The sequence below is a fragment of the Azotobacter chroococcum genome (assembly GCF_002220155.1).
GTDB classification, from domain to species: Bacteria; Pseudomonadota; Gammaproteobacteria; order Pseudomonadales; family Pseudomonadaceae; genus Azotobacter; species Azotobacter chroococcum.
Window position 1 is genome coordinate 2481255 of the sequence record NZ_CP011835.1, and the last position, 22155, is coordinate 2503409.

13 protein-coding genes are annotated in these 22155 nt (G+C 69.5%); 2 read left to right on the top strand and 11 right to left on the bottom strand.

The genetic code is table 11. The annotated features are described in order from the left end of the window. Nucleotide 1: 1 nt before the first annotated feature. From ACG10_RS11365 to ACG10_RS11375, 3 genes are read right to left on the bottom strand one after another with little or no spacing between them, the layout of a single operon-like run. Nucleotides 2-790, bottom strand: a complete 789-nt coding sequence (locus ACG10_RS11365) for a hypothetical protein (RefSeq protein ID WP_232487089.1) — start codon at nucleotides 788-790, stop codon at nucleotides 2-4. Further along, nucleotides 771-2507, bottom strand: coding sequence for a GspE/PulE family protein (locus tag ACG10_RS11370; RefSeq protein ID WP_089168298.1), 1737 nt, complete (start codon nucleotides 2505-2507; stop codon nucleotides 771-773). The genes ACG10_RS11365 and ACG10_RS11370 overlap by 20 nt, the downstream gene beginning before the upstream one ends. A 36-nt stretch (nucleotides 2508-2543) precedes the next feature. After that, nucleotides 2544-2921, bottom strand: a complete 378-nt coding sequence (locus ACG10_RS11375) for a response regulator (protein ID WP_039803792.1) — start codon at nucleotides 2919-2921, stop codon at nucleotides 2544-2546. Nucleotides 2922-3243: 322 nt separating this feature from the next. On the opposite strand from ACG10_RS11375, the gene ACG10_RS11380 reads away from it, so the two are divergent. Beyond that, the gene (locus ACG10_RS11380; RefSeq protein WP_089168299.1) at nucleotides 3244-4212 is read left to right on the top strand and encodes an MBL fold metallo-hydrolase; all 969 of its coding nucleotides are present in this window, start codon (nucleotides 3244-3246) and stop codon (nucleotides 4210-4212) included. Nucleotides 4213-4327: 115 nt separating this feature from the next. On the opposite strand, the gene ACG10_RS11385 is transcribed toward ACG10_RS11380, so the two are convergent. The 8 genes from ACG10_RS11385 to mnxG form a co-directional block, all read right to left on the bottom strand. Next, on the bottom strand, nucleotides 4328-4879 hold the full coding sequence (locus tag ACG10_RS11385) for a transposase (RefSeq protein ID WP_089168265.1): 552 nt from the start codon (nucleotides 4877-4879) through the stop codon (nucleotides 4328-4330). A gap of 29 nt (nucleotides 4880-4908) precedes the next feature. After that, nucleotides 4909-5427 carry a helix-turn-helix domain-containing protein gene (locus ACG10_RS11390; RefSeq protein ID WP_089168266.1) on the bottom strand — a complete coding sequence of 173 codons (519 nt, stop codon included), beginning with the start codon at nucleotides 5425-5427 and terminating at the stop codon, nucleotides 4909-4911. 322 nt (nucleotides 5428-5749) lie between these two features. Further along, nucleotides 5750-6847 (bottom strand): hypothetical protein, encoded by a 1098-nt coding sequence (locus ACG10_RS11395; protein ID WP_232487090.1) that lies wholly within the window; start codon nucleotides 6845-6847, stop codon nucleotides 5750-5752. Between the two features lie 551 nt (nucleotides 6848-7398). After that, nucleotides 7399-8847, bottom strand: a complete 1449-nt coding sequence (locus tag ACG10_RS11400; protein ID WP_332460652.1) for an ABC transporter substrate-binding protein — start codon at nucleotides 8845-8847, stop codon at nucleotides 7399-7401. A 104-nt stretch (nucleotides 8848-8951) separates the two neighbouring features. After that, a complete protein-coding gene (locus ACG10_RS11405; RefSeq protein WP_089168300.1) occupies nucleotides 8952-9563 on the bottom strand; it encodes an SCO family protein in 612 nt (203 codons plus the stop codon). Beyond that, nucleotides 9560-10216, bottom strand: coding sequence for an SCO family protein (locus tag ACG10_RS11410; RefSeq protein ID WP_089168301.1), 657 nt, complete (start codon nucleotides 10214-10216; stop codon nucleotides 9560-9562). The genes ACG10_RS11405 and ACG10_RS11410 overlap by 4 nt, the downstream gene beginning before the upstream one ends. 2 nt (nucleotides 10217-10218) lie before the next feature. Then, entirely contained in the window at nucleotides 10219-12138 is a 1920-nt protein-coding gene (locus ACG10_RS11415; RefSeq protein WP_232487091.1) for a cytochrome D1 domain-containing protein, read from the bottom strand. Nucleotides 12139-12218: 80 nt separating this feature from the next. Then, a complete protein-coding gene (mnxG, locus tag ACG10_RS11420) occupies nucleotides 12219-17999 on the bottom strand; it encodes a manganese-oxidizing multicopper oxidase MnxG (RefSeq protein WP_232487092.1) in 5781 nt (1926 codons plus the stop codon). Nucleotides 18000-18450: 451 nt separating this feature from the next. On the opposite strand from mnxG, the gene metH reads away from it, so the two are divergent. Then, complete coding sequence (gene metH, locus ACG10_RS11430; RefSeq protein ID WP_089168303.1) at nucleotides 18451-22143, top strand: methionine synthase; 3693 nt, start codon at nucleotides 18451-18453, stop codon at nucleotides 22141-22143. The last annotated feature ends 12 nt before the right edge of the window (nucleotides 22144-22155 follow it).

Here is a 22155-nt window from a genome sequence, read left to right on the forward strand (position 1 = left end):
CTCAGTTCACCGCCTGGGCCATGGCCTGCAGGGTATCCGCCGAGGCGCGCGGCAGTTCCAGGGCGTGCAGCCCGGCCGGCGGCGGCGCCGTGCGCCCCGGCGCATGCAGGTAGAACGCCGAACGCGCCGCGTCCTCCAGGCCCTGCAGCTCGCTCTCCCGCTCGACCAGCGCGAGCAGCGCGGCATCGTCGTCGTCGCCGCTCACCGAGCGCACGGCGGCCCAGCCTCCGGCGCGGGCCAGCAGCAGGCTGCTGCGCCCCGGCTCGGCCAGCACGAAGAGGAAGTCGCCCGCCGGCAGCTGCCCGGCGAAGCGGTTGAAGGCCGCCATCAGGTAGGGCTGCACCGAGCACAGGCGCAGCCCGGCATCCTTCGACAGGACCTGCAGGCGCTCCAGCAAGCCCCGCTCGATGGCCGCCGCCAGCCGCGGCTGCCCGGCCGGTGCCGGCGACAGGCGCAGCAGCCAGCCGTCGGCCAGCGCGCCGTAGATCTCCTGGAAACGGAAGCGCGCATAGGCCTCCAGCTCTTCCGGCGAAGCGAGCTGCTCGCTCCAGGGAATCAGCGCGAAACGCACGAAGCGGCTGGACAGCAGCAGGTCCAGGCTGGCTCGCCGCCGGCCCTGCTCGCCGAGCAGGCGCTCGAGCGCCTGCGCCGCAGCGCTCCAGGCCGGTCCCTCGGCCGGGCCGTATTCGACGCCGCCGAGCAGTTCCAGCTCGCCGCGCCGCCTTCGGAACAGCGCCAGGCGCGTGGCGCCGAGCACGGCGATGCGCCGCTCAGCCAACGAAAGTGACACGGTTGATCTCCTCCAGGGTGGTCCGTCCGCTGCGTACCAGCTCCACCGCCGAGCTGCGCAGCAGGCGCAGGCCGCGGCGGCGGGCCAGCTCCTTGATCTGCGAGATGGGCTGGCGCTCGACGATCAGCTGGCGGATCTCGTCGTCGAGCAGCAGCAGTTCGGCGATCGCCTTGCGCCCGCGGTAGCCCGAGCCGCGGCAGCGCCCGCAGCCGCTGCCGTGGACGAAGCGGAAGTCGCCGACCTCGGCCGGGTTCAGCCCGGAGGTCAGCAGTTCCTCCTCGCTCGGCTCGACGGGCGCCGCGCAGTCCGGGCAGACCAGGCGGATCAGGCGCTGGGCGAGCACCGCGTTGAGCGCGGAGACGAAGCTGTAGGGATCGACCTCCATCTGCACGAAGCGGCCGATCACGTCGAACACGTTGTTGGCATGGATGGTGGTGAACACCAGGTGGCCAGTGAGCGCCGACTGCACGGCGATCTGTGCGGTTTCCGGGTCGCGGATCTCGCCGACCATGATCTTGTCCGGGTCATGGCGGAGGATCGAGCGCAGGCCGCGGGCGAAGGTCAGGCCCTTCTTCTCGTTGACCGGGATCTGCAGCACGCCGGGCAGCTGGTACTCCACCGGGTCCTCGATGGTGATGATCTTGTCCACCCCGTGGTTGATCTCGGTGATCATCGCGTACAGAGTGGTGGTCTTGCCGCTGCCAGTGGGGCCGGTCACCAGCACCATGCCGTAGGGCTCGGCGGCCAGCCGGCGCAGGATGCGCAGGGTCGCCTCCTCGAAGCCCAGCGCTTCCAGGCTGACGCCGCTGACGCGGTCGGCCAGGTCCTGCTTGTCGAGCACCCGCAGCACCGCGTCCTCGCCGAAGATGCTCGGCATGATCGACACCCGGAAGTCGATCTGCCGGCCGTGGATGCCGACCTTGAAGCGGCCGTCCTGGGGCACCCGCTTCTCGCCGATGTCCAGCTCGGCGAGCACCTTGACCCGCGAGATCACCTGGTCGGCGATCTCGCTGCCCTGCACCCGGCCGATGGAGTTGAGCACCCCGTCGATGCGGTACTTGATCGCCAGCCCGTTGCCGGTCATGCCCAGGTGGATGTCGCTGGCGTGCATCTTCAGCGCGTCGTAGAGGGTCGAGTTGACCAGCTTGACCACCACGCTGGAGTCCTCGCTGATCCGCGCCAGCGAGAGGTTCTCCACCGCCTCGGCCTCGACCGCCCCGGCGGCGTCGGCGCCCAGCGACTCGACGGCGTGGAAGGCCTCCTCGTGGCGCGCCAGGTAGCCGGCCAGGTCGGCCGGATGCACCAGGTACAGCGGCGCGCCCTCCAGGCAGGCGTCGATCCAGGCCAGCCGGGCATCGTCGAAGGGATCGGCGAACACCCCGACCTCGCGCTCGTCCAGGCGGACCACGGCGAATTCGCGCTTGAGCGCCTGGGCCAGCGCCAGCCGCTCGAACACCGGCCGGCAGGCGAACAGCGTCTCGCCGTCGAGCACCGGGTAGCGCAGGGTCGCCCCCAAGCGGCGGACGAACGCCTCCGGCGCCAGCCCGGCCAGCGCCTCCAGCGCCTCGAGCACCCGTCCGCCCTCGCTCGCCGCGCGCTCGCGGGCCTCGCGCAGCAGCGCCGCCTCGAGCCGCGCAGGGCGGGGCTCGTCCACGCCGGCCGCATCCACGCCGGGCAGAACAGCGCCGGCTGCGGATGCTGGAGAAAGACTGTCCATGCGGCTCTCCTCGTTCGACACCAGCGCCAAGCGGCACTACCGGGTGCGTTCCCGGCGCGCGACCTGCGGCTTGCACACCACCCGGCCCAGATCGGCCAGCGGAAAGGGCTTGAGCAGGATGTTGACGATGCCGCGGTGCGCCGCGTCGTCGCAGACCGCCCCGCTCGGGTGGCCGGTCATCAGCACCCGCTCGCCGTCGTAGCGGCCGCGCAGGGCGTCGAGCAGCTGGAAGGCGTCCATGTCCGGCAGACAGTAGTCGAGTACCAGGATGTCCGGCCCGAAGCTCGCCGCCAGGGCAAGGGCGCCGGCCCCGTCGTGGGCGACGCGCACTTCGCAGCGTCTCGTTTCGAGATAGGCCTTGAGGTTCTCCGCAAGGACCGGCTCGTCCTCGACAAGCAAGACTTTCCTGATCATCGCCACGACGACTGACTCCCGTTCAGAAACCCGTGTCCACTTCCGAATTGCGAAAACGCGTACCCGATTCGGCATATGCACAGCCCGGGCCAGTCTTGATTTATTTATATATGATTGATTTTACGTAAATTTTTCAAAATCCCCGGTTCCCCAGATTCGGGGAAACAGCGCCGCTTCCCCCACTGCGGGGGATGGCCGCAGGCACCTTCGCGATAACCTGTGGAGCGACGCCGGACGCCCCCGCCTCTTCCACCCGGAGCACGACCTCTCGCCAATCCCATGCGCCATACTGGCGCCATACGCAACAGCGGGAGCATGAGGCGTGGACCTGATATTTCTCGGCACCTCCTCCGGGGCCCCCACCCGGGCCCGCAACGTCACCGGACTGGCGCTGCAGGAGGAGACCGGCAAGGGCTGGCATCTGGTCGACTGTGGCGAGGCCACGCAGCACCAGGTGCTGCGCACGCCGCTCTCGTTGCACGAGCTGCGCGCGATCTTCGTCACCCATGTCCATGGCGACCACTGCTATGGCCTGCCCGGCCTGCTGGCCAGCGCCGGCATGCAGGGCAGACAGGAGCCGCTGGAGATCGTCGCCCCGGACGGTATCGAGGAGTGGGTCCGCACCACGCTGCGCCTCACCCGGACCTGGCTGGCGTTCGAGCTGAACTTCCATGCCGTCGAGTCCCTGGACGAATGGCGGGGCGGCAACCTGCGCGTCGCAGCCGTCGCCCTCTCCCACCGGGTGCCCAGCTATGGCTACAGCTTCACCGAGGCCCGCCCGGACCCGCGCCTGGACATCGACAGGCTCGACCGGCACGGCATCCCCCGCGGCCCGCTCTGGGGCCAGCTGGCCCGCGGCATCGACGTGCAGCACGAGGGCCGCACGCTGCACAGCGACGACTACCTGATCTTCGGCCGCCCGCCCCGCCGCGTGGTGGTCGGCGGCGACAACGACCGTCCCGAGCTGCTGGCCGAAGCCTGCCGCAGCGCCCAGGTGCTGGTCCACGAGGCCACCTACACCCAGGCCGTCGCGAACGACGCCAGGGCCGACTTCGGCCACAGCACCGCCGCCGCGGTCGCCGCCTTCGCCCAGGCGGCCGGCCTCGCCAACCTGGTCCTGACCCACTTCAGCGCCCGCTACCAGGCCGATCCGAAACGCGGGCCGTGCATCGAGGACATTCGTGCCGAGGCCGCGGCGGCGTATCGGGGACGCCTGTTCCTGGCGGAGGACTTCGCGCGGTTCCGGCTGGGGCGGGATGGGGAATTGCAGCGGGTCGAGTGCGGGCGTTGATGCGCTGCTGGAGGCAGCCGGTCGAGCATCCGTTTGCGGCATCGCGCTGCTGCAGCCGTCTCGACGGAGCACGGGCGCCAGCGCCGTTTTCCGTATCGAAGGGCCTAGTGCAGTTTCAACCAACATCCTGTTCAAGTGGCGGGAGCTGTTCACAACCGTAATAGGTGCAGACTCGCTCCATCACCTCAGCGCTGGTCAGCGGGCGTTCGGGTTCATGGATCGCCCGCTTGCCATGCACCCAGCGGGGCTCGATCCGGTTCAGCCAGGGGCTCTTGCTCGGCAGGCGGCAGGTTACGATCCGTACGCCACCCTCGGCCCTGGCCCGGCGGTTGTGCGCCCCGATCCAGGCCCGCACCCGGTGGCTGATATGCCAGCTGGCGTTGTCCCAGATCATCAGCAGCGCCTTCTTCCCCTCGCTCGCCAGGCGCTCGCAGACCCACTCCAGGAAGTCCTCGGTCACCTGGCTGACCGGGCGGCCCTTGACGAAACGCAGCAGCATCTGCCCCGTGTCGGCGCGCAGCAGGCCATAGCAGCTCAGCGCCTTGGGTCCGGCATCCTGCGGATCCACCGACAACTGCTGCAGGCGCAGGGCCTGACCCGCGCTCCAGGCCTTCAGGGATGGGCGCGCAAAACGACTCCACCAGACCTCGTCCTGAAAACCCAGCACCCAGTCCGGGTGCGTTGTGGCCAGTTCGATCAGCCAGTCGCGTCGCTTTTTTTGCGCGCATAGTGGGGATCCGGGCTGGTAATCCAGGTCTTGGCCCGCTTCCAGCCCACGCCCAGGCGTATCAGCGTCTGGCGGATCGACTCATAGCTCAGTTGCCGTTCGGTCAGCCCCTGCTCGAAGGCCACCTCGGCGGCCAGGCTCAAGGTCCACAAGCGGGTGGGCTTGCCGAAATCGCGGGGGCTGCGGTGCAGCAAAGAGCGCAAGCGCTCGGCCTGCGTGCCCGCAAGCAAGGGACGGACACGTTTGGGCCGATGCGACTTCTCCGTCAGGCAAGACACCCCCTCGGCGGCAAAGGCCCGCAGGGTGTTGCGTACGGTTTGCGTGGCGCAGCCGAACAGAGCGGCAATTTCCGTGGCGGTCTTGCCGTCAGCGCTGGCCAGCAGGATCTGGCAGCGCCGCAGCGTGAAGGCTTCCCGGGCACGCAAGCCAACCTGCAGGGCCTGCCGTTCCTCGGTAGTCAAAGGGCGAACGAATAGAGGTGCTTTCATGGGGCATAGCATCGCCTGATGCCATAATTTCCACAACTTCATCTATGAAACTGCACTAGGGTCTGTTGACGTTCTGGCGTGAGCCGCGTTGCCGCGTCAAATGCCGCCAGGCAAGGCGCGGGGCGCCGGCAATGGTCATTCCCTTGCCAAGTCCCGCAACGCCGCATGGCGGCATTTGACGCGCAACCCGAAGGGACGGGGCCCGTCTGGCGCAGCACGGCGTCGCTCGTCGTTCATTTGGAGTGACCAAACTTCTCTCCTCGCTCCTTGTTCTGCGCCAAACGGGCCTCCGTCGCGGCCTACGCCAAAACGTTAACAGACCCTAACCATCCGGCAGGGGAGCTCTTCGCGGCACCGGCGCGAACTGGAGCGACAGCCTCCGCTTCCTGGCGAGATTTTCCTCGATCTGTCCGGACAGGTAATAGACCCCCGCCAGCACCCCGGTGTCGGGGTCCCACATCAGATCGGCCCATTTTTCCTTGAAGGCTGCGTTCAGGCTCTTGCGAAGCAGCGCCTCCATTTCCGGGCGCTCGTCCTCGCGCATCATGGCGCTGATACCCGCCACGCCCAGGGAAAGCACCGAGCCCACCGCCCGGCCGACCGCCATCGAAACAACGCTCGAGGCACTGCTGGTGGCGAGTTCGGTCATCAGTCTCTTGCTGGTCCGCCGCACGACCGGGGATATGTCCGCGTCCGATCTCCAGGCTCTCGCGCTGCCGGAAGTCGTGCGGATTCGCGCGACCAGGACCCCATAAGCCGGCAGCTTGTCGATCGGCTCGCTGTGGATGATCTGATGGACCGAAGCGACATGAGTGGGGGGCGGCCCCAGGGCGATCGCCGGAATGCCCTTGAGCCGGCGCTCGAATTGATCCTGGGGTACGCCGTAGCGCTGCGGGATTTTCCGGAGCAGCTCGCCGAGGAGCCAGACGTAGAACTTCATCGCCTTTTCCATGACCCGGTCGGGATCAATCTGCCTAGCGACGGGCTCCAGCACGCGACCGTGGTATTGCTCCTGCAGATAGATGGCCAGGCGATCCACAGCCGGCCCCTGTTCCTTTCCTGCATTCAGCCTGTACCAGCCCACCTTCATGGTCAGCCATTGCTGGGTCCAGTAGCCGGAAAACCAGGGAATGAAATTCGTATCGGTGCGCTGGTAAACGAGGCCCATCCATTCCAGCATGACGTCGCGCGCGTAATTCGTGGTCTGCCTCGTCGCCTCCTTCGAGGCGGCGACGATGTCGCTATCGACCTTCCGCCAGGTACTTTCCGAAACCACGACCGGCGGCGGCTGCCGCCTGGGGGGATGGTCTCGCGAAGCGCACCCGGCCAGCATCACCATCAGCAAGGCGACGCCCAGGGAGCGCCAGCTCAACATCGCAAGCGCCTGCAACGACAGCGGTGACGACTCGCCGTCGGGCATGTCTCGACCGGGACTTTCACTCTGCTCATGGGATTCGACAGCTCCGCAGACCTCGATGGACGGCCCTCCCTCCCAACACGACGAAGCGCATGCGGGGGGTCTTTGCGGCCCCTCCACGTCCCGACGCAATATCTGGCATGTTCGTCCAAGGCCCTTGAAGTATAGAGGGCGGGAGCGGGCTCGAAGCCTTCCACGGGAAGGCACGGTTCCGACTCACCCCGCAAGCGGCAGTCCTTTCAAGGTCTTCGGCCGAACGCCGATCGATTGCTGGCCAGCAAGGCTGTAGGAGCAGATTTATCTGCGATCATTGGCAAAACCAGAAGCATCGCGAATAAATTCGCTCCTACCGAAGCGGTATCGACCTCACTTCCCGGGCTATTCCCCAATGGGAAAGTGCAAGTTCTTGAAAGGGTGCCCGCAAGCGGCACGACCCACTGCTCGAGGAGGCCGCCGGTGCGGCGGTCGGGCATCCCGGCAGCGTCAGTGACTATCCTGTCTCCCCCTGGAGGGGAGATCATCAATGCCTGTTGCGTAGCGTGCCATGCCGCCGACTAGGGCTCGACCCGGACATAGCGCCCGGTGGGGACGAAGCGCCCGGCGGCCAGATCCACCCCGACGATGTGCGCCCCCGCCGCCCCCACCCGCCGGCCCGGACCGAAGCCCAGGGGCGGGGTCACCCCGGTGTGCAGGGCGTGCAGGTTCTCGAGCTCCCGCAGCAGGCGTTCGCGGCTGGCGTCGCGGCCGGCGCGCTTGAGGCCCTCGGCGAGCAGCAGCGTCGCGCTGTAGGCGCCGATCTGCAGCGCCGGCTGCTGGGCGTCCAGGCCGGCGCGCCGGCGCAGGGCTTCGAGCGCCTGCGCGCCGGCCGGCGTGACGTCCGCCGGCAGCAGCGGATAGGCGAGGAACAACCGCCCGGAGAAGGCCGGCGGCAGGCGCAGCGCCGCGCCGGCCGCCTGCTGGGCGCTGGCGTACAGCCGCGGCGCCAGCCCGGCCCCGTCCAGGGCGCGGCCCAGGGCGAGCAGTGCCTCCCCGGCGCCGAGGAAGAACAGCGCCTCGAGATCCGCCGTCAGCGGCGCCTCGCCATCCGCCTGTGCCGCTCCGTAGTCGAACAGGCGCACCCGCTTCCAGCCATGTGCGCGCAGGCGAGCCGCCAGCGCCTCGGCCTGCCGGGCGGCCTCCGGCGGATAGGCGATCAGCGCCGGACTTTCGCCGGGTGGCGACTCGCCGGCGGCGAACCCGGCGAGGGCGAACAGCTGCTCGCTCAGCCCCGCCAGCGGTGCGAAGACCAGCGGGCCCTCCTCCCCGTCCGGCCCCGGCAGCGGCCCGACCAGCGGCACCCCGCGCGGCGCCAGCAGCGTGCCGTAGCGCGCCTCCAGCGCCGGCGCCAGCGGCGCCAGCAGGGCGAAGACCTCGCCGCCGTCGAGCAGCCCGGCGAGCGCCGCCTCGGCCGAGGCGCGGTCGGGGCCGGGGTCGGCGATCACCAGTTCCAGGCGCCGGCCATGGATGCCGCCGGCCTGGTTCAGCTCGTCGAGCGCCGCCTGCAGCAGCGCGCCGACGATTTTCCCCGCCGCGGCCAGCGGACCGGCGGACGGCAGCAGGGTACCGAGGCGCAGGTGCGCCTCGTGCAGGCCGGGGTCGAGGTCTTCTTCGAGGCGCTTGAGATAGGCGCCGAGATTGGCCAGATCGCGCCAGCTCATGACGAAGCGCGGCATCGCCGGGTCCAGGCGCTCGCCGGCCGGATCGAGCCCCTCGCCCAGCGCCCGGGCCAGGCCCGCTGCATCGTAGGCGGGCCGGGCCGTGGTCAGCCGCCGCCAGGTGATCTCCGGCGGCCGGACCGCACCCTCGGGCCGGCCGCGCCCGTCGCTGCCGTGGCAGCCGGCGCAGGGCAGCACGCTGGCCGGCATCGCGGTGCCGGCCGGACCGACGCGCGCCTCGACCGGGGTGTTGCCGGCACCGAGCCCCTCCCGGTAGAGCCGCCGGCCGGCGGCCTCCTCGGCCGTCAATGCGAGCGCTCCGGCAAGGCTCGTCCAGCCAAGCAGCAGGACGAGCAGACAGGCCCGCAGACGATGGCTCCCACCCGGGTGCCCGGGAGCCATCAAGAAGCCCATCAGCGGCCGGCCACCGGCTCAGCGAGCAGCTGCAGGCGCTGGGCGATGGCCGCGGGCGGCGCGTCCGGGCGGATCTTGCTCCAGCGCTTGTTCGGCACGTCGCCGGCGATCAGCAGGGTCGAGTGTCCCTCGGGCGTCTGCGAGAGCTGGCCGAGCCGGGCGAGGACCAGATCCATGTTGGCCTTGTCGCCGGTGAGGAAGGTCCAGTTCGGATCGTCCGCGCCCTGCTGGGCGGCGAAGGCCTTGAGCGCCTGGGGCGAGTCGTGCTCGGGGTCGCTGCTCAGAGAGACGAACTGCACCCGGCCGGCCTGCTCGCCGAGGGCCGCACGCACCTCGCGCAGCTTGCGGGTGATCAGCGGACAGGCATCGCTGCAGCGCGTGTAGATCACATTGAGCAGCACCACCTGTCCGGCCAGCACGTCGCTGTAGAAGCGCCGCTCGCGGCCGTCCTGGTCGAGCAGCGGGGTGTCGGTGAAATAGCTGCGCGCATCCGGCACGCCGCCCTTCACTTCCTGCGCCGCCGCCCCGGCCGCCGGGGCCGGGGCATGGCCCTCGTGGGCCTGGGCGGCCGCGACGAGCAGCGCCAGGGCGATGCCGGGCAAGGTCTTCATGGCCGGCTCTCCTGCGTCGCGTGCCGGGCCATGTGTCCGTGCCCGGCGTGCTCGCGGGCCTCGGCCAGCACCTCGATCCGCGCGACCAGCACGGCCGGGTCGGTGAAGCCGTAGTAGCGCGTCCACCGCCCGCTGCGGGCGTCGCCGACCAGCAGGGTCGGCGGGTGGCTGGCGAAGTCCGCCGACCAGACGCCGAGGCCCCTGAGGACCTCGTCGACCGCCGCGACCTCCCCGGTCAGCCAGCGCCAGCCCGGGCCGGACTGGTAGGCGCGGGAGTAGTCCAGCAGCCGCGCCGGGCTGTCGCGCAGCGGATCGACGCTGATCGACAAGAGACCCACCTCGGCGCCGGCCCGCTCGCCGAGCTGCGCCTGGACCTTCTGCATGATCGCCGAGATCACCGGGCAGACCGTGGTGCAGCTGGTGTAGACGAAGCCCATCACCACGATGCGTTCGCCCACCGCATCCGCCAAACGCAGCTGGCGGCCGTGCTGGTCGCTCAGCGGCACCTCGGCGAAGCGCACCCGGGCGCTCTCCGCCTGGGTTTGCGGAAGCGGGTGGCCGGCATGTTCTTCCGCCGCGCCGGCCCGCAGCGTTCCGGCCATCGCCAACAGGACGCAGAGCGCCCGGGCCAGGCCGGCCTGAAGTTGTTGCATGATCACTGTCCTCCGGCAGGCCGCGCCCGCAGACCGAGATAGGGCAGATCGCCGAACTTCAGCCCGAGCGACGCCGCGCCCAGGTGCAGGTAGTAGGCGCCGGCCTGCGCCAGCTCGACCGGCGCCTCGTAGATCCCCTCGCCCACCTCCCGAGCGGCGACCTCCCGGGGCTGCGCGGACGGGGCGCGGAAGTAGCGCACGCGCAGGTCCGCCACGCCGGTCTGGGGCTCCTCGCCGCCCTTCACCAGGCGCAGGCGCAGCGTGAAGGGCGTGCCGGCGACCACGCCGTGGCCGTCGACCAGGTACTCCACCTGCAGCCGCGTCCGCTGGCGCTGCCGGTCGGGATCGGCGCGCACCTCGAGGGCGAAGCAGTGGGCGATCTGCGGCTGGTTGAGCAGGAAGGCGACGTCGAGACGACCGGCGGCCGGCAGCCGAACCCGGGTGCCGAACAGCCCCGGCTCCAGCTCGCGCAGGCTGCGCGGCACTACGGTCGCCGCGCGTGCCGTGTGCCCGCGGTTGAGGTAGCCGGACATCGGCGCGTTCATGCCCTCCATGTAGAAGTAGGTGGTGTTGTCCACCGGGTTGACCACGAACAGCGCGGCATCGTCGCCGGCCGGGGCCAGGCTGCTGGCCAGCGGCAGGTTGCCGGCCAGCCTGGGCGCCGCAGGTCCCGCCTCGAAGCCGAGCACGCCCGGCTCGCGGCCCTTGCCCAGCGAGGCCAGGTCGATCATCGACACCTTCGGCGAGGCCAGCCCGCGCACGTAGGCGAAGGCGCGGGTGAAGGCGATCTGGTAGGGCTCGGCGGCGACTTCCAGGCGATGCAGCACCTCGTCGCTGGCGGCGTCGATCACCGTCGCCGTGTTATCCGCGGTATTGAGGACGAAACCGTGGCGGCCGTCCGGGGCGAACGCCAGCGGGCCGATGCCCCGCCCCACCGGGATCGTCTTGCGCGTCTCCAGGCTGACGGCGTCGATCACGCTGAGCGTGCCGGCCTCGCCGTCGCTGACGTAGACCGCCCCGGACAGCGGCGACAGGGCCACGCCGAGCGGATGCGGCCCGCTGCGGATCTCGCGGATTCGCTCCAGGGTCGCCACGTCGAACACCGTCAGGGTGCCGGCCTCGCGGCTGGTGACGAAGGCATGCCGCGAATCGGCGCTGAAGGCGATTTCGTGGTGGCCGCGGCCGGTGTCGGCCTGCAGCACCGGTTTCAGGCTCCGGGTGTCGATCACCGTCACCCCGCTGCCGGCTTCCCCGGGGGCGTCGTTGCCGACCCACAGGAAGCGGCCGTCGGGCTGCAGGGCCAGGCGTACCGGCTGGCGCCCGGCGGGAATGCTGGCGAGCACCTGGAAACGCTCGGCGTCGATCACCGCCACCTCGCCGGCCTCCGGCATGGAGACGTAGAGGCGCCGCTCGGCGGGGCTGGCCACCCAGTCCATCGGCGGACGCCGGAGCGGAATGCGGGTGAACATGCTGGTCACCCCGCCGACCGAGGTCAGCGGATCGACCACCGTGATGCTCGGGTCCTGGTTGAGGATCAGCAGGTAGTAGCTGGTCAGGTCGAGCAGCGGGCGCACGCCCGGCAAGCCCTTGAGGTAGAGGCCGATGCGGCTGCGGCAGGCGGTCTGCGGATCGTCGTTGCCGGTCGCCAGGTCGAGCCAGGCGCCCGGCACCTGGCCGGCGAGCGGCTGGCCGCTGGCCGCGTCGCTCAGCCGGAAGCGCAGGTCGGCGAACATCCCCTCGGTCGGCTCCGCGCCGTCGACCGGCTGCACCGCGAACTCGACGGCGATGCCGTCGCGCACCAGCCGGTTGCCGGCCTGCTCTCCGGACGGCGCTGGCGGGCGGCTGTCGAACAGGAGCAGGCCGGCGCCGAACGCCAGACCGAACGGGAGCAGCAGCGCCAACCCCTTGTGCACGGCTTTCACGGTCGATACCTCGCATTCTTGTTGTTGTCATGGGCGCGACCCGCTCCGCCAGGCCGCGCAGCACCGCCCGGGCTCCTCGCTCAGCGCGAATTGCCCTTGCCGTTCTTGCCCTTGCCCTGTTCCTGCTGCACCCGCAGCAGCCCCCACAACCCGCCGGCGTTGCCGAAGGCTGCCTGGTCCCGGTACAGATAGTCGCCGGGCGCGGCGTTGCCGCCGCCGGCGCCGGGGTACAGGAAGTTGAAGTGCGCCGCCGGCAGCACGCTTTCCTGGGCGCCGGCGTAGCGGCTCAGCGGGTTGTTGCCGAAGCGCACCGAGGCGACACCGGCATCCGGGATCGGATAGCCGTTCTCGGTGTACTGGGCGAGGAAGGGCTCCTGCGGGAACAGGTGGCCGTCGAGCCCGAAGGTCGCCGCCCGGCTGCCGCCCGAGGGCATGGTCACGTGGATGCGCAGCGGCTGGCCGGGGCTGGCGGTGAGCACCGGGGTCACCGGATCGCCGCCGACCAGCTCGTTGCTGTAGGCCATGTGGACGTTCGCGAGGTCGCCCCAGCCGCCATGGCCGAAGGGGGCGTCGGGCGCCAGACCGAAGCGGTACCAGAGCGGCTCGCTCCGGTAGTTGACCGCCATGCCAGAGTTGTCCTCCGGGTCGACCGGGATGCCGAAGCCCTCGGCGGCCATGTTCTCCACCGGCCGGCCGTTCGCCCAGCGCAGGTTCAGCGCCTTGTGCCAGACCAGCGAGAAGTCGCGGTAGTCGGCCTGCCCGGACTGTTTCACCGTGGCCGCCGCGCGCATGCCCGCATCCTCCGTCCAGGTCGAGGCCAGCGGCAGCACGCTCATCGCTCCGGCCAGCCCCTTCTGTCCCTGCTTGATCGGGTCGGCCGGCAGCAGGTTGAGAGCGCCGAACTCGACGGCCGTGGCCTCGATCTTGTCGAGGTTGCGCTGGGCGTCCTCGACCGGCTTGCCCTCGCGCTCCAGATGGCCGGCGTAGAAGCGGTAGGTGCGGCTCTGGTACTGCCCGCCGGCAACCCGCGGCGGCACCGTCTGCTCCGGGTTGATGCCGACGTTGAAGCCGTCGGCCTTGGTCACGTCGTAGGCCAGCAGCTGGGCGTGCAGGCCTACATGGGCGGAGGGGCGCATCAGGTTGTTGTTGAAGGTGGTCGAACCCTCGGCGCCGTCGCGGTCGCGCTTCACCACGCCGGCCATGACCGCATAGGTCGGCAGGTCTGGCATCTGCTCGGGCAGGCGGTTCTCCAGGGTGACGTCGATGCAGTCGCCCGCCGCGGCGCGCAGCACCAGCGGCTCGACCGGGACGCCGGCCTTGAGCTTGCCGGTGTCCGGATCGAGGTCGGCCTTGTGCACGTAGAGGATCGCGGTGGGGTCGTGCAGCGGCCCGGACTGGCCGCCGATGGTTGCGCTCTCGCCGCTCTCCTCGTCGACCACCGTGGTCTGCGCGATGGTCGTCGCCCGCGGGTTGAACACCAGGGTGCCGCCGGCCGGATTCAGCGGCGCGCCGACGTGCTGGCCGTCGCCCGCCGGGTCGCCGATGGTCAGCCCGAGGGCGTTGTCGAGGATGTCGTTGGCCAGCGCCGCGACGATCTCGTAGCTGCGCAGCGGCGTCGCGCGGGTGCCGTTGCCGCTGGGGTTGGGACTGACGCGCGGGCACACCCCGTCGAAGGCGGCGGTGTTGCGCGCCGCCACCGGCCGCGGGTTGTTCGGCAGCGGCTGAAGGTCGTCGCGGCTGAGCGTGTAGTTGCGCATCACGCCCCACAGGCCGTTCCAGTAGCCCTCCAGCGAGGCGTTCATGCTGTACAGGTAGTCGGCGGTTTCCGCGACGGCGTCGGACATCATCGCCACCGGCGCGACGAAGCCGAACTGCTCGGAAATGCCGACCATCTGCGCGGACCTCCAGCCCGAGTTGGGACTGCGCCCGTAGCCGTTGCCGTAGCCGGTGCCGTTCTGCAGCCATTTCACCCCGTGCAGGGTGACGTTGTGCGCCTCCTCGTGGCCGCCGGCATGCACCCGCAGGCGCACGTTGTCGCCGGAATAGCTGCGCAAGAGCGGCGTGAAGGGATCGCCCGGCAGGTCGCCGGCGACGTTGACGTGCGGCGGGAAGGCTGTGACGCCGCCGCTCGGCCCTTCGGCCTCCTGGAGCGCCGAGGGCGCCAGGTTGAGCGGCGCGATGACCCGGTCGGTACGGCTCTGCAGGGCATGCGCCAGGTCCCCGGCCAGCCCCGCGGCCTGCATACCGGGCTTGCCGTCCGGGCCGCTGCGGTTCGGGTCGTAGACCCGCAGCCCCACGGGCTCGTGCCGGTAGTTGACGACGAAGATCCCCGGATCGTCGACCGAGATCGCCTGCGGGCAGGGCCGGGCCTGACAGCCCGGCACCTGGCCGCCGGCAAGCTCCACCACCGATTCCAGCAGCGTGGAGGCGTTGCGGCGCACCGGCGGGCTGATGGCATGCCGGAAGGTTTCGGCCGTCGCCGGGTAGGCCATCGGGTCGGGAATCCCGTCGGGCCCGGCGCCCACGTAGACGCCGGCCTCGTAGGCATGCTGGAAGTCGCTGTACTCGAGGAAGAACTCGCGGAAGCTGTCGTTCCTGCCGTCGCCGTCGTAGTCGCCGGTGGCGATCACCGCCTGCCAGGAGGTCGGCCCGCCGTCGGCGCGGGTGTACAGCGGCTCGCCGGTTTCCGCGTGGTACCAGCTGGAGCCGGCCGGCTCGGTCAGCACGGTGGCGTAGAGGCCGACCTGCTGGTGGGTGGAGGGGCCGAAGTGGTCGTGGGTGAAGATGTTGCCCAGGCCGCGGTCGACGTCGTGGGTGTTGACCACCGGGTCGGCGAACCAGCGCTGCATCGTGGTCCGCGCGCCGATCCAGTCGGCCCGGTTGAACTGGCCGAAATAGGGATGGGTCTTCGCCTGCGGGCAGTCCGGCGTGCCGTTGCGCGCATCACCCGTCGTGCACCGGTTGTACGCGCGGATGGCATGGATGGTCTCGACCACCGCCGCGGGCGAGAGCACGCCGTCCTCGTAGTTCCAGCCGTTGGCCGAGCCGTCGGCGGCGGTCAGGTCCCATTTCGGCAGGTGGATGTGCTGGCCGATCACGTCGGTCGGGGTGCGCACCTGGTAGTCGTCCAGCTCGTAGAAGGCCGGCACCAGGTTGGTGTGGTGATACATGGTGCAGTCGAAGGTGTTCATCCGCATCACCAGAGGCTCCGGCGGCTTGCGCTTGTCGATGGTCGGCACGGCGTCCTCCCAGAGGGTGAGGATGCGGGTCTGCGGGAAGTGGTAGCCGACCTTGTTGAACACCGCGTCGAACTGGATGTTGGCGCCCTTGTAGACCCGCGGCCGGTCGGCGGTGAAGGACGAGGAGCCGCTGAACGACAGTCCGCTGCCGCCGGCGAACTTGCCGCTTCCCGCCGCCGCGGTCAGGCGCACCTGGCGGTCGTCCATGCACGGCTCGAAGAAGGGCGCGCCGGCCACCGGCGGCGCGCCGTTGGTGCGGAAGCTCTTCTGCTGCACGCTGCCGTCGGGCAGCAGCGCATGGCTGTCGTGGGAACCCTTGGCATGGAAGGCCATGGCCGCCTGCTCGACGTCGGTGCCCTCCTCGGGGAAGTAGACCGGCTTGGCCTTCTTGACGAGCTTGCTGAAGTCCAGCGCGCTGGTGGTGACCGTGGCCTCGCCGCCGGCCGACCAGCCGAGCAGCGCATTGCGCGGCAGGCCGCCGTCCCAGCCACCGGCCTGGTTCGGGTCGAGGTTGGCCCAGAGCGTGTTGCCACTGTCGCGCAGCGCCCTCGCCTTGCCGGCGTCGAGCATGTCCAGCGGCGGGGTCGGCGGGCGCTGGCCGACGCTGTGCTCGATGCCGCCGATCCAGAACGGGAAGCCCGGGTTCTTCAGGCTGCCGTCGGCGTTGCGGTTGGCCTCGCTGCGGTCGACCAGGGCCACCGAGCCGACGACCCGGCCATCGTCGTCATCGTCGTCCTGGCTGCGGCCGATCTTCGCCACCACCCGGACCTGGCCCGGCATCGGCGCCAGCGCCTTGCCCGGCAGCGGCACCACCGCCGGGATCGGCGTGCCGGCGACGATCTCGCCGTCCGGCAGGGCCCGCGCGCCCTGCGCCGGCAGACCGCTGCGCAGCTCGAAGGGCTCCTCGTGGAAGCCGTCCTCGCCCTCCTCGCTGACCGCCAGCCGGGTGCCTTCCTCGAACACGTCGTGGGTCCGCCACATGCTCCACATGCCCTGGGCGAAGTGCGGGTAGAAGTGGCAGTGGTAGATGGCGTCGCCGGCCACCCGGTTGCGGTTGCCCGAACCGCCGTTGGCGATCTCGTAGGTGTAGCCCGAACCCGGCCCGAGGCCCTGGGCGTCCATGTAGTCGGAGTTGTCGTCGTTGGGGTTGTACAGCCACTGGTGGCCGTGCAGGTGGAAGACGTGCTGCTCGTGGCCGACGTGGGTGTTGCGGAACTTGACGAAATCGCCGATGTAGCTGTGGTTGACGTTCGACGGCTCGGCCGGATACAGCGCCATGGCGGCCTTGATGCCGATGGCCCCGGCCGGCGGCGTCTGCCCCGGTCTCAGGGATTCGAGGCCGACGTTGGCCGGCACGTCCACCAGCATGGCGGCGTCGCCGACCGTGTGCGCGCTGAGGAAGAACTCCTCGTAGTGGCAGGTCAGGCAGTCGTGCATCGGCCCGACGCCGAGGCGGTTGGCGAGCACCTCGGCGCCGACGCCGTTGGCGCCGTAGTTGATCATGAAGGCGTCGCGGGTCGGCTCCAGCACATGGCCGAACTGCGGATCGGCCCAGTAGCCGGGGAAGGCCTGGGCGGCCACCGCCTCGTCCTGGAAGGCGACGGCGAAATCGCGGAACGGCTCCAGCCGGTTGGGCAGCGCCGGGTTGCGCTTGCCCTGGCGCTCCAGCGGATAGGTGGAGGCCGGGAAGCTGCCGTCCGTATTCGGCCCCATGACGATGGCGTCGCTGTGGCTGGCGACGATCTGGCTGCCGTCGATCATGTTGAGGATCGGCGCGCCGGCCTTGCCCTCGCTGCGCCAGGGTTCGGCGTCCGGGTAGCGCGCCTCGTAGTCGACGATCGGCTGGCCGGTCGGCGTGCGGCCGGTGCTGGCCAGGCGCATCTCCTCCTCGGTCAGGGTGTTGCGGTAGATCCGCCCGCCCCTGGGCACCACCACCACCTGGGTGAACAGGCCGTTGCCGGCATTGCCGGCCGTGCCCTCGCCGCCGAAGGTCGCGCCGTCGCTGGTGGCAAGGAAGACGCCTTCGCGCTCGGCGAACAGGCTGTAGCTGCGGCTGGCACCCGGCGCCAGCAGGAAGCTGCCGTTGCGCCCGCTGTTCGCGGCGATGTCGCCGACGCTGCCCACCACCTGCATTCCGTTGACCTTGAAGCCGATCTGCCGGCCGCGCACCTGGTCGTCGACCTGCAGCTCGGGCTCCTCGGCATTGCGGGGGTTGGCCTGCGCGGCCAGCAGGTTCTGCAGATTGATCTTCAGGCAGTCGCCCTCGGCGACCCGCAGCACCAGCGGCCGCGGCCGCTTGTCCGGCCGCAGCGTGACCCGCCCGGGCTGCGCCGCGCCGCCCTGGTGCAGCGGCGTGCCGTCCTCGTCGACCACGTCCCGGCGCAGCGCGAACATCATGCCGTTGACGTTCTGCGCGCCGAGGCGGTTGAACATCAGCGGCTGGTCGATCGCCACCACGTCGGCGCTCAGCGTGCGCGCGCAACTGATGGCGGCCTCGGCCTGTCGATCGGGCAGTAGTCCTGCAGCGGCCAGCACCAGCAGGCCACCGAGGCGTACGAAAAACCTGACTGCGTCGTCGTCTCGACGGAGAGCAATGCTGGCCATGATGTTGTTTCTGTTCATCATGGCTCACCTTGGTTTCGATTCCGGGCGCCAATGCGGGGGACGCTGCAGCCACTCAGCAACCGCCATGCCAGGGTGAAATACTTTCGATATTTCAAGTGGTTGCAGTTTGCCATCAGCCGTATTCGGAGAAATCACCCGGCATTTGCAGGGCTTCTTCGGCAAACCTGCTGGCAAAATGAAAGGCCGTGCCATCAAGGGCAGATTCCGCCGGGGCAACGCCTCCCCGAAGGTGGGGGAGCAACGGCCCCAGAGGTGGGGACAGGCCGGCTCCCGGCCATGCGGCCAGAGCCGGGAAGACGAAGACTGTGGCCCGCCCGCAGCGCCCGGGCAGCGCCGAGACCCCCGCCAACATGAGCGCCCCTCATGCAAACCCACAGCCGCCGCGAAAGCCATGCAGCTTTGCTATTATCTGCAGCCTTTCCCCCGGCTTTACCCAGGTATTCCGTTCATGTCCGACCGCGCCGCCCGCCTCCAGGCCCTCCAGCACGCCCTCCAGGAACGCATCCTGATCCTCGACGGCGGCATGGGCACCATGATCCAGAGCTACAAGCTGCAGGAGGAGGACTACCGCGGCACGCGCTTCGCCGACTGGCCGAGCGACGTCAAGGGCAACAACGACCTGCTGCTGCTGACCCGCCCGGACGTGATCCAGGCCATCGAGAAGGCCTACCTGGACGCCGGCGCCGACATCCTCGAGACCAACACCTTCAACGCCACCCGCGTGTCCCAGGCCGACTACGGCATGGAGGAGCTGGTCTACGAACTGAACGTGGAAGGCGCGCGCCTGGCCCGTGAAGTCGCCGACGCCAAGACCGCCGAGACCCCGGCCAGGCCGCGCTTCGTCGCCGGCGTGCTCGGCCCGACCAGCCGCACCTGCTCGATCTCCCCGGACGTCAACAACCCCGGCTACCGCAACGTCACCTTCGACGAGCTGGTGGAGAACTACACCGAGGCCACCCGCGGGCTGATCGAGGGCGGCGCCGACCTGATCCTGATCGAGACCATCTTCGACACCCTCAATGCCAAGGCGGCGATCTTCGCCGTGCAGCAGGTGTTCGAGGAGGACGGCGTCACGCTGCCGATCATGATCTCCGGGACCATCACCGACGCCTCCGGCCGCACCCTCTCCGGGCAGACCACCGAGGCGTTCTGGAACTCGGTGCGCCACGCCAAGCCCATTTCCGTGGGGCTGAACTGCGCCCTCGGCGCCAAGGACCTGCGCCCCTATCTGGAAGAGCTGGCGATCAAGGCCGAGACCTTTGTGTCCGCCCACCCCAACGCCGGCCTGCCAAACGCCTTCGGCGAATACGACGAGACCCCGGCGGAAATGGCTGCGGTGGTCGAGGAATTCGCCGCCTCGGGCTTCCTGAACATCGTCGGCGGTTGCTGCGGCACCACCCCGCCGCATATCCAGGCGATTGCCGAGGCGGTGGCCAAGTACCCGCCGCGCGTGATTCCGGAGATTCCCAAGGCCTGCCGCCTGTCCGGCCTCGAGCCGTTCACCATCGACCGCCAGTCGCTGTTCGTCAACGTCGGCGAGCGCACCAACATCACCGGCAGCGCCAAGTTCGCCCGGCTGATCCGCGAGGAGAACTACGCCGAGGCGCTGGACGTGGCCCGCCAGCAGGTGGAAGCCGGCGCCCAGGTGATCGACATCAACATGGACGAGGGCATGCTGGATTCGAAGGCGGCGATGGTCACCTTCCTCAACCTGATCGCCTCCGAGCCGGACATCTCCCGCGTGCCGATCATGATCGACTCCTCCAAGTGGGAGGTGATCGAAGCCGGTCTGAAGTGCATCCAGGGCAAGGGCATCGTCAACTCGATCTCCATGAAGGAAGGCGTCGAGCCCTTCAAGCACCACGCCCACCTGTGCAAGCGCTACGGCGCCGCCGTGGTGGTGATGGCCTTCGACGAGGCCGGCCAGGCCGACACCGCCGCGCGCAAGCGCGAGATCTGCCAGCGCTCCTACGACATCCTGGTCAACGAAGTCGGCTTCCCGCCGGAAGACATCATCTTCGACCCGAACATCTTCGCCGTGGCCACCGGCATCGACGAGCACAACAACTACGCGGTCGACTTCATCGAGGCCTGCGCCTATATCCGCGACAACCTGCCCTATGCCCTCTCCTCGGGCGGCGTGTCCAACGTGTCCTTCTCGTTCCGCGGCAACAACCCGGTGCGCGAGGCGATCCACTCGGTGTTCCTCTACCACGCGATCCAGAACGGCCTGACCATGGGCATCGTCAACGCCGGCCAGCTGGAGATCTACGACGAGATTCCGAAAGAGCTGCGCGAGAAGGTCGAGGACGTGGTGCTCAACCGCCATGCCGGCGCCACCGAGGCGCTGCTGGCCATCGCCGACCAGTACAAGGGCGACGGCAGCGTCAAGGAAGCCGAAACCGAGGAATGGCGCGCCCTGCCGGTCGGCAAGCGCCTGGAGCACGCGCTGGTCAAGGGCATCACCACCTTCATCGTCGAGGACACCGAGGAGTGCCGCCAGCAGTGCGCGCGGCCCATCGAGGTCATCGAAGGCCCGCTGATGAGCGGCATGAACGTGGTCGGCGACCTGTTCGGCGCCGGCAAGATGTTCCTGCCCCAGGTGGTCAAGTCCGCCCGGGTGATGAAGCAGGCGGTGGCCCACCTGATCCCGTTCATCGAGGCGGAAAAGGGCGACAAGCCGGAAGCCAAGGGCAAGATCCTGATGGCCACGGTGAAGGGCGACGTGCACGACATCGGCAAGAACATCGTCGGCGTGGTGCTCGGCTGCAACGGCTACGACATCGTCGACCTCGGCGTGATGGTCCCGGCGGAGAAGATCCTGCAGACCGCCATCGCGGAAAAATGCGACATCATCGGCCTGTCCGGGCTGATCACCCCCTCGCTCGACGAGATGGTCCACGTCGCCCGCGAGATGCAGCGCCAGGGCTTCGCCCTGCCCTTGATGATCGGCGGCGCCACCACCTCCAAGGCGCACACCGCGGTGAAGATCGAACCGCAGTACGGCAACGACGCGGTGGTCTACGTCACCGACGCCTCGCGCGCCGTCGGCGTGGCCACCACCCTGCTGTCCAGGGAAATGAAGCCGGCCTACGTCGCCAAGCTGCGCGAGGAATATGCCGAGGTGCGCGAGCGCACCGCCAACCGCGGCGCCCGCACCGAGCGCCTGAGCTACGAGAAGGCGCTGGCCAACAAGCCGCCGCTCGACTGGGCCGGCTACCAGCCGCCGAAGCCCGCCTTCACCGGCGTGAAGGAACTGGCGGACATCGACCTCGCCGTGCTTGCCGAGTACATCGACTGGACGCCGTTCTTCATGTCCTGGGACCTGGCCGGCAAGTTCCCGCGCATCCTCACCGACGAGGTGGTCGGCGAAGCGGCCACCGCGCTGTTCAACGACGCCCAGGCGATGCTCAGGAAGCTGATCGACGAGAAGCTGATCAAGGCCAAGGCGGTGTTCGGCTTCTGGCCGGCCAACCAGGTGCAGGACGACGACCTGGAAGTCTACGGCGACAACGGCGAGAAACTGGCCACCCTGCACCACCTGCGCCAACAGGCCGCCAAGCCCGACGGCAAGCCCAACTACTCGCTGGCCGACTTCGTCGCGCCGAAGGACTCGGGCAAGACCGACTATGTGGGCGGCTTCATCGTCACCGCCGGCATCGGCGCCGAGGAGCTGGCCAAGGCCTACCAGGACAAGGGCGACGACTACAACTCGATTATGGTCAAGGCGCTGGCCGACCGCCTCGCCGAAGCCTGCGCCGAATGGCTGCACGAGCGGGTGCGCAAGGAATACTGGGGCTACGACAAGGACGAGGCGCTGAGCAACGAAGAGCTGATCAAGGAACAGTACAAGGGCATCCGCCCCGCCCCCGGCTACCCGGCCTGCCCGGACCATACCGAGAAAGGCACACTGTTCGCCCTGCTCGACCCGCAAGGCACCAGCGGCGTGACCCTCACCGAACACTACGCCATGTACCCGGCGGCGGCGGTGAGCGGCTGGTACTTCGCCCATCCCGAGGCGAAATACTTCGCCGTGGGCAAGGTCGAGAAGGATCAGGTCGCCAGTTACAGCGCGCGCAAGGGGCAGGACGTGGCCGTGACTGAACGCTGGCTGGCCCCGAATCTGGGCTACGAAGCCTGACCACACAAGGCG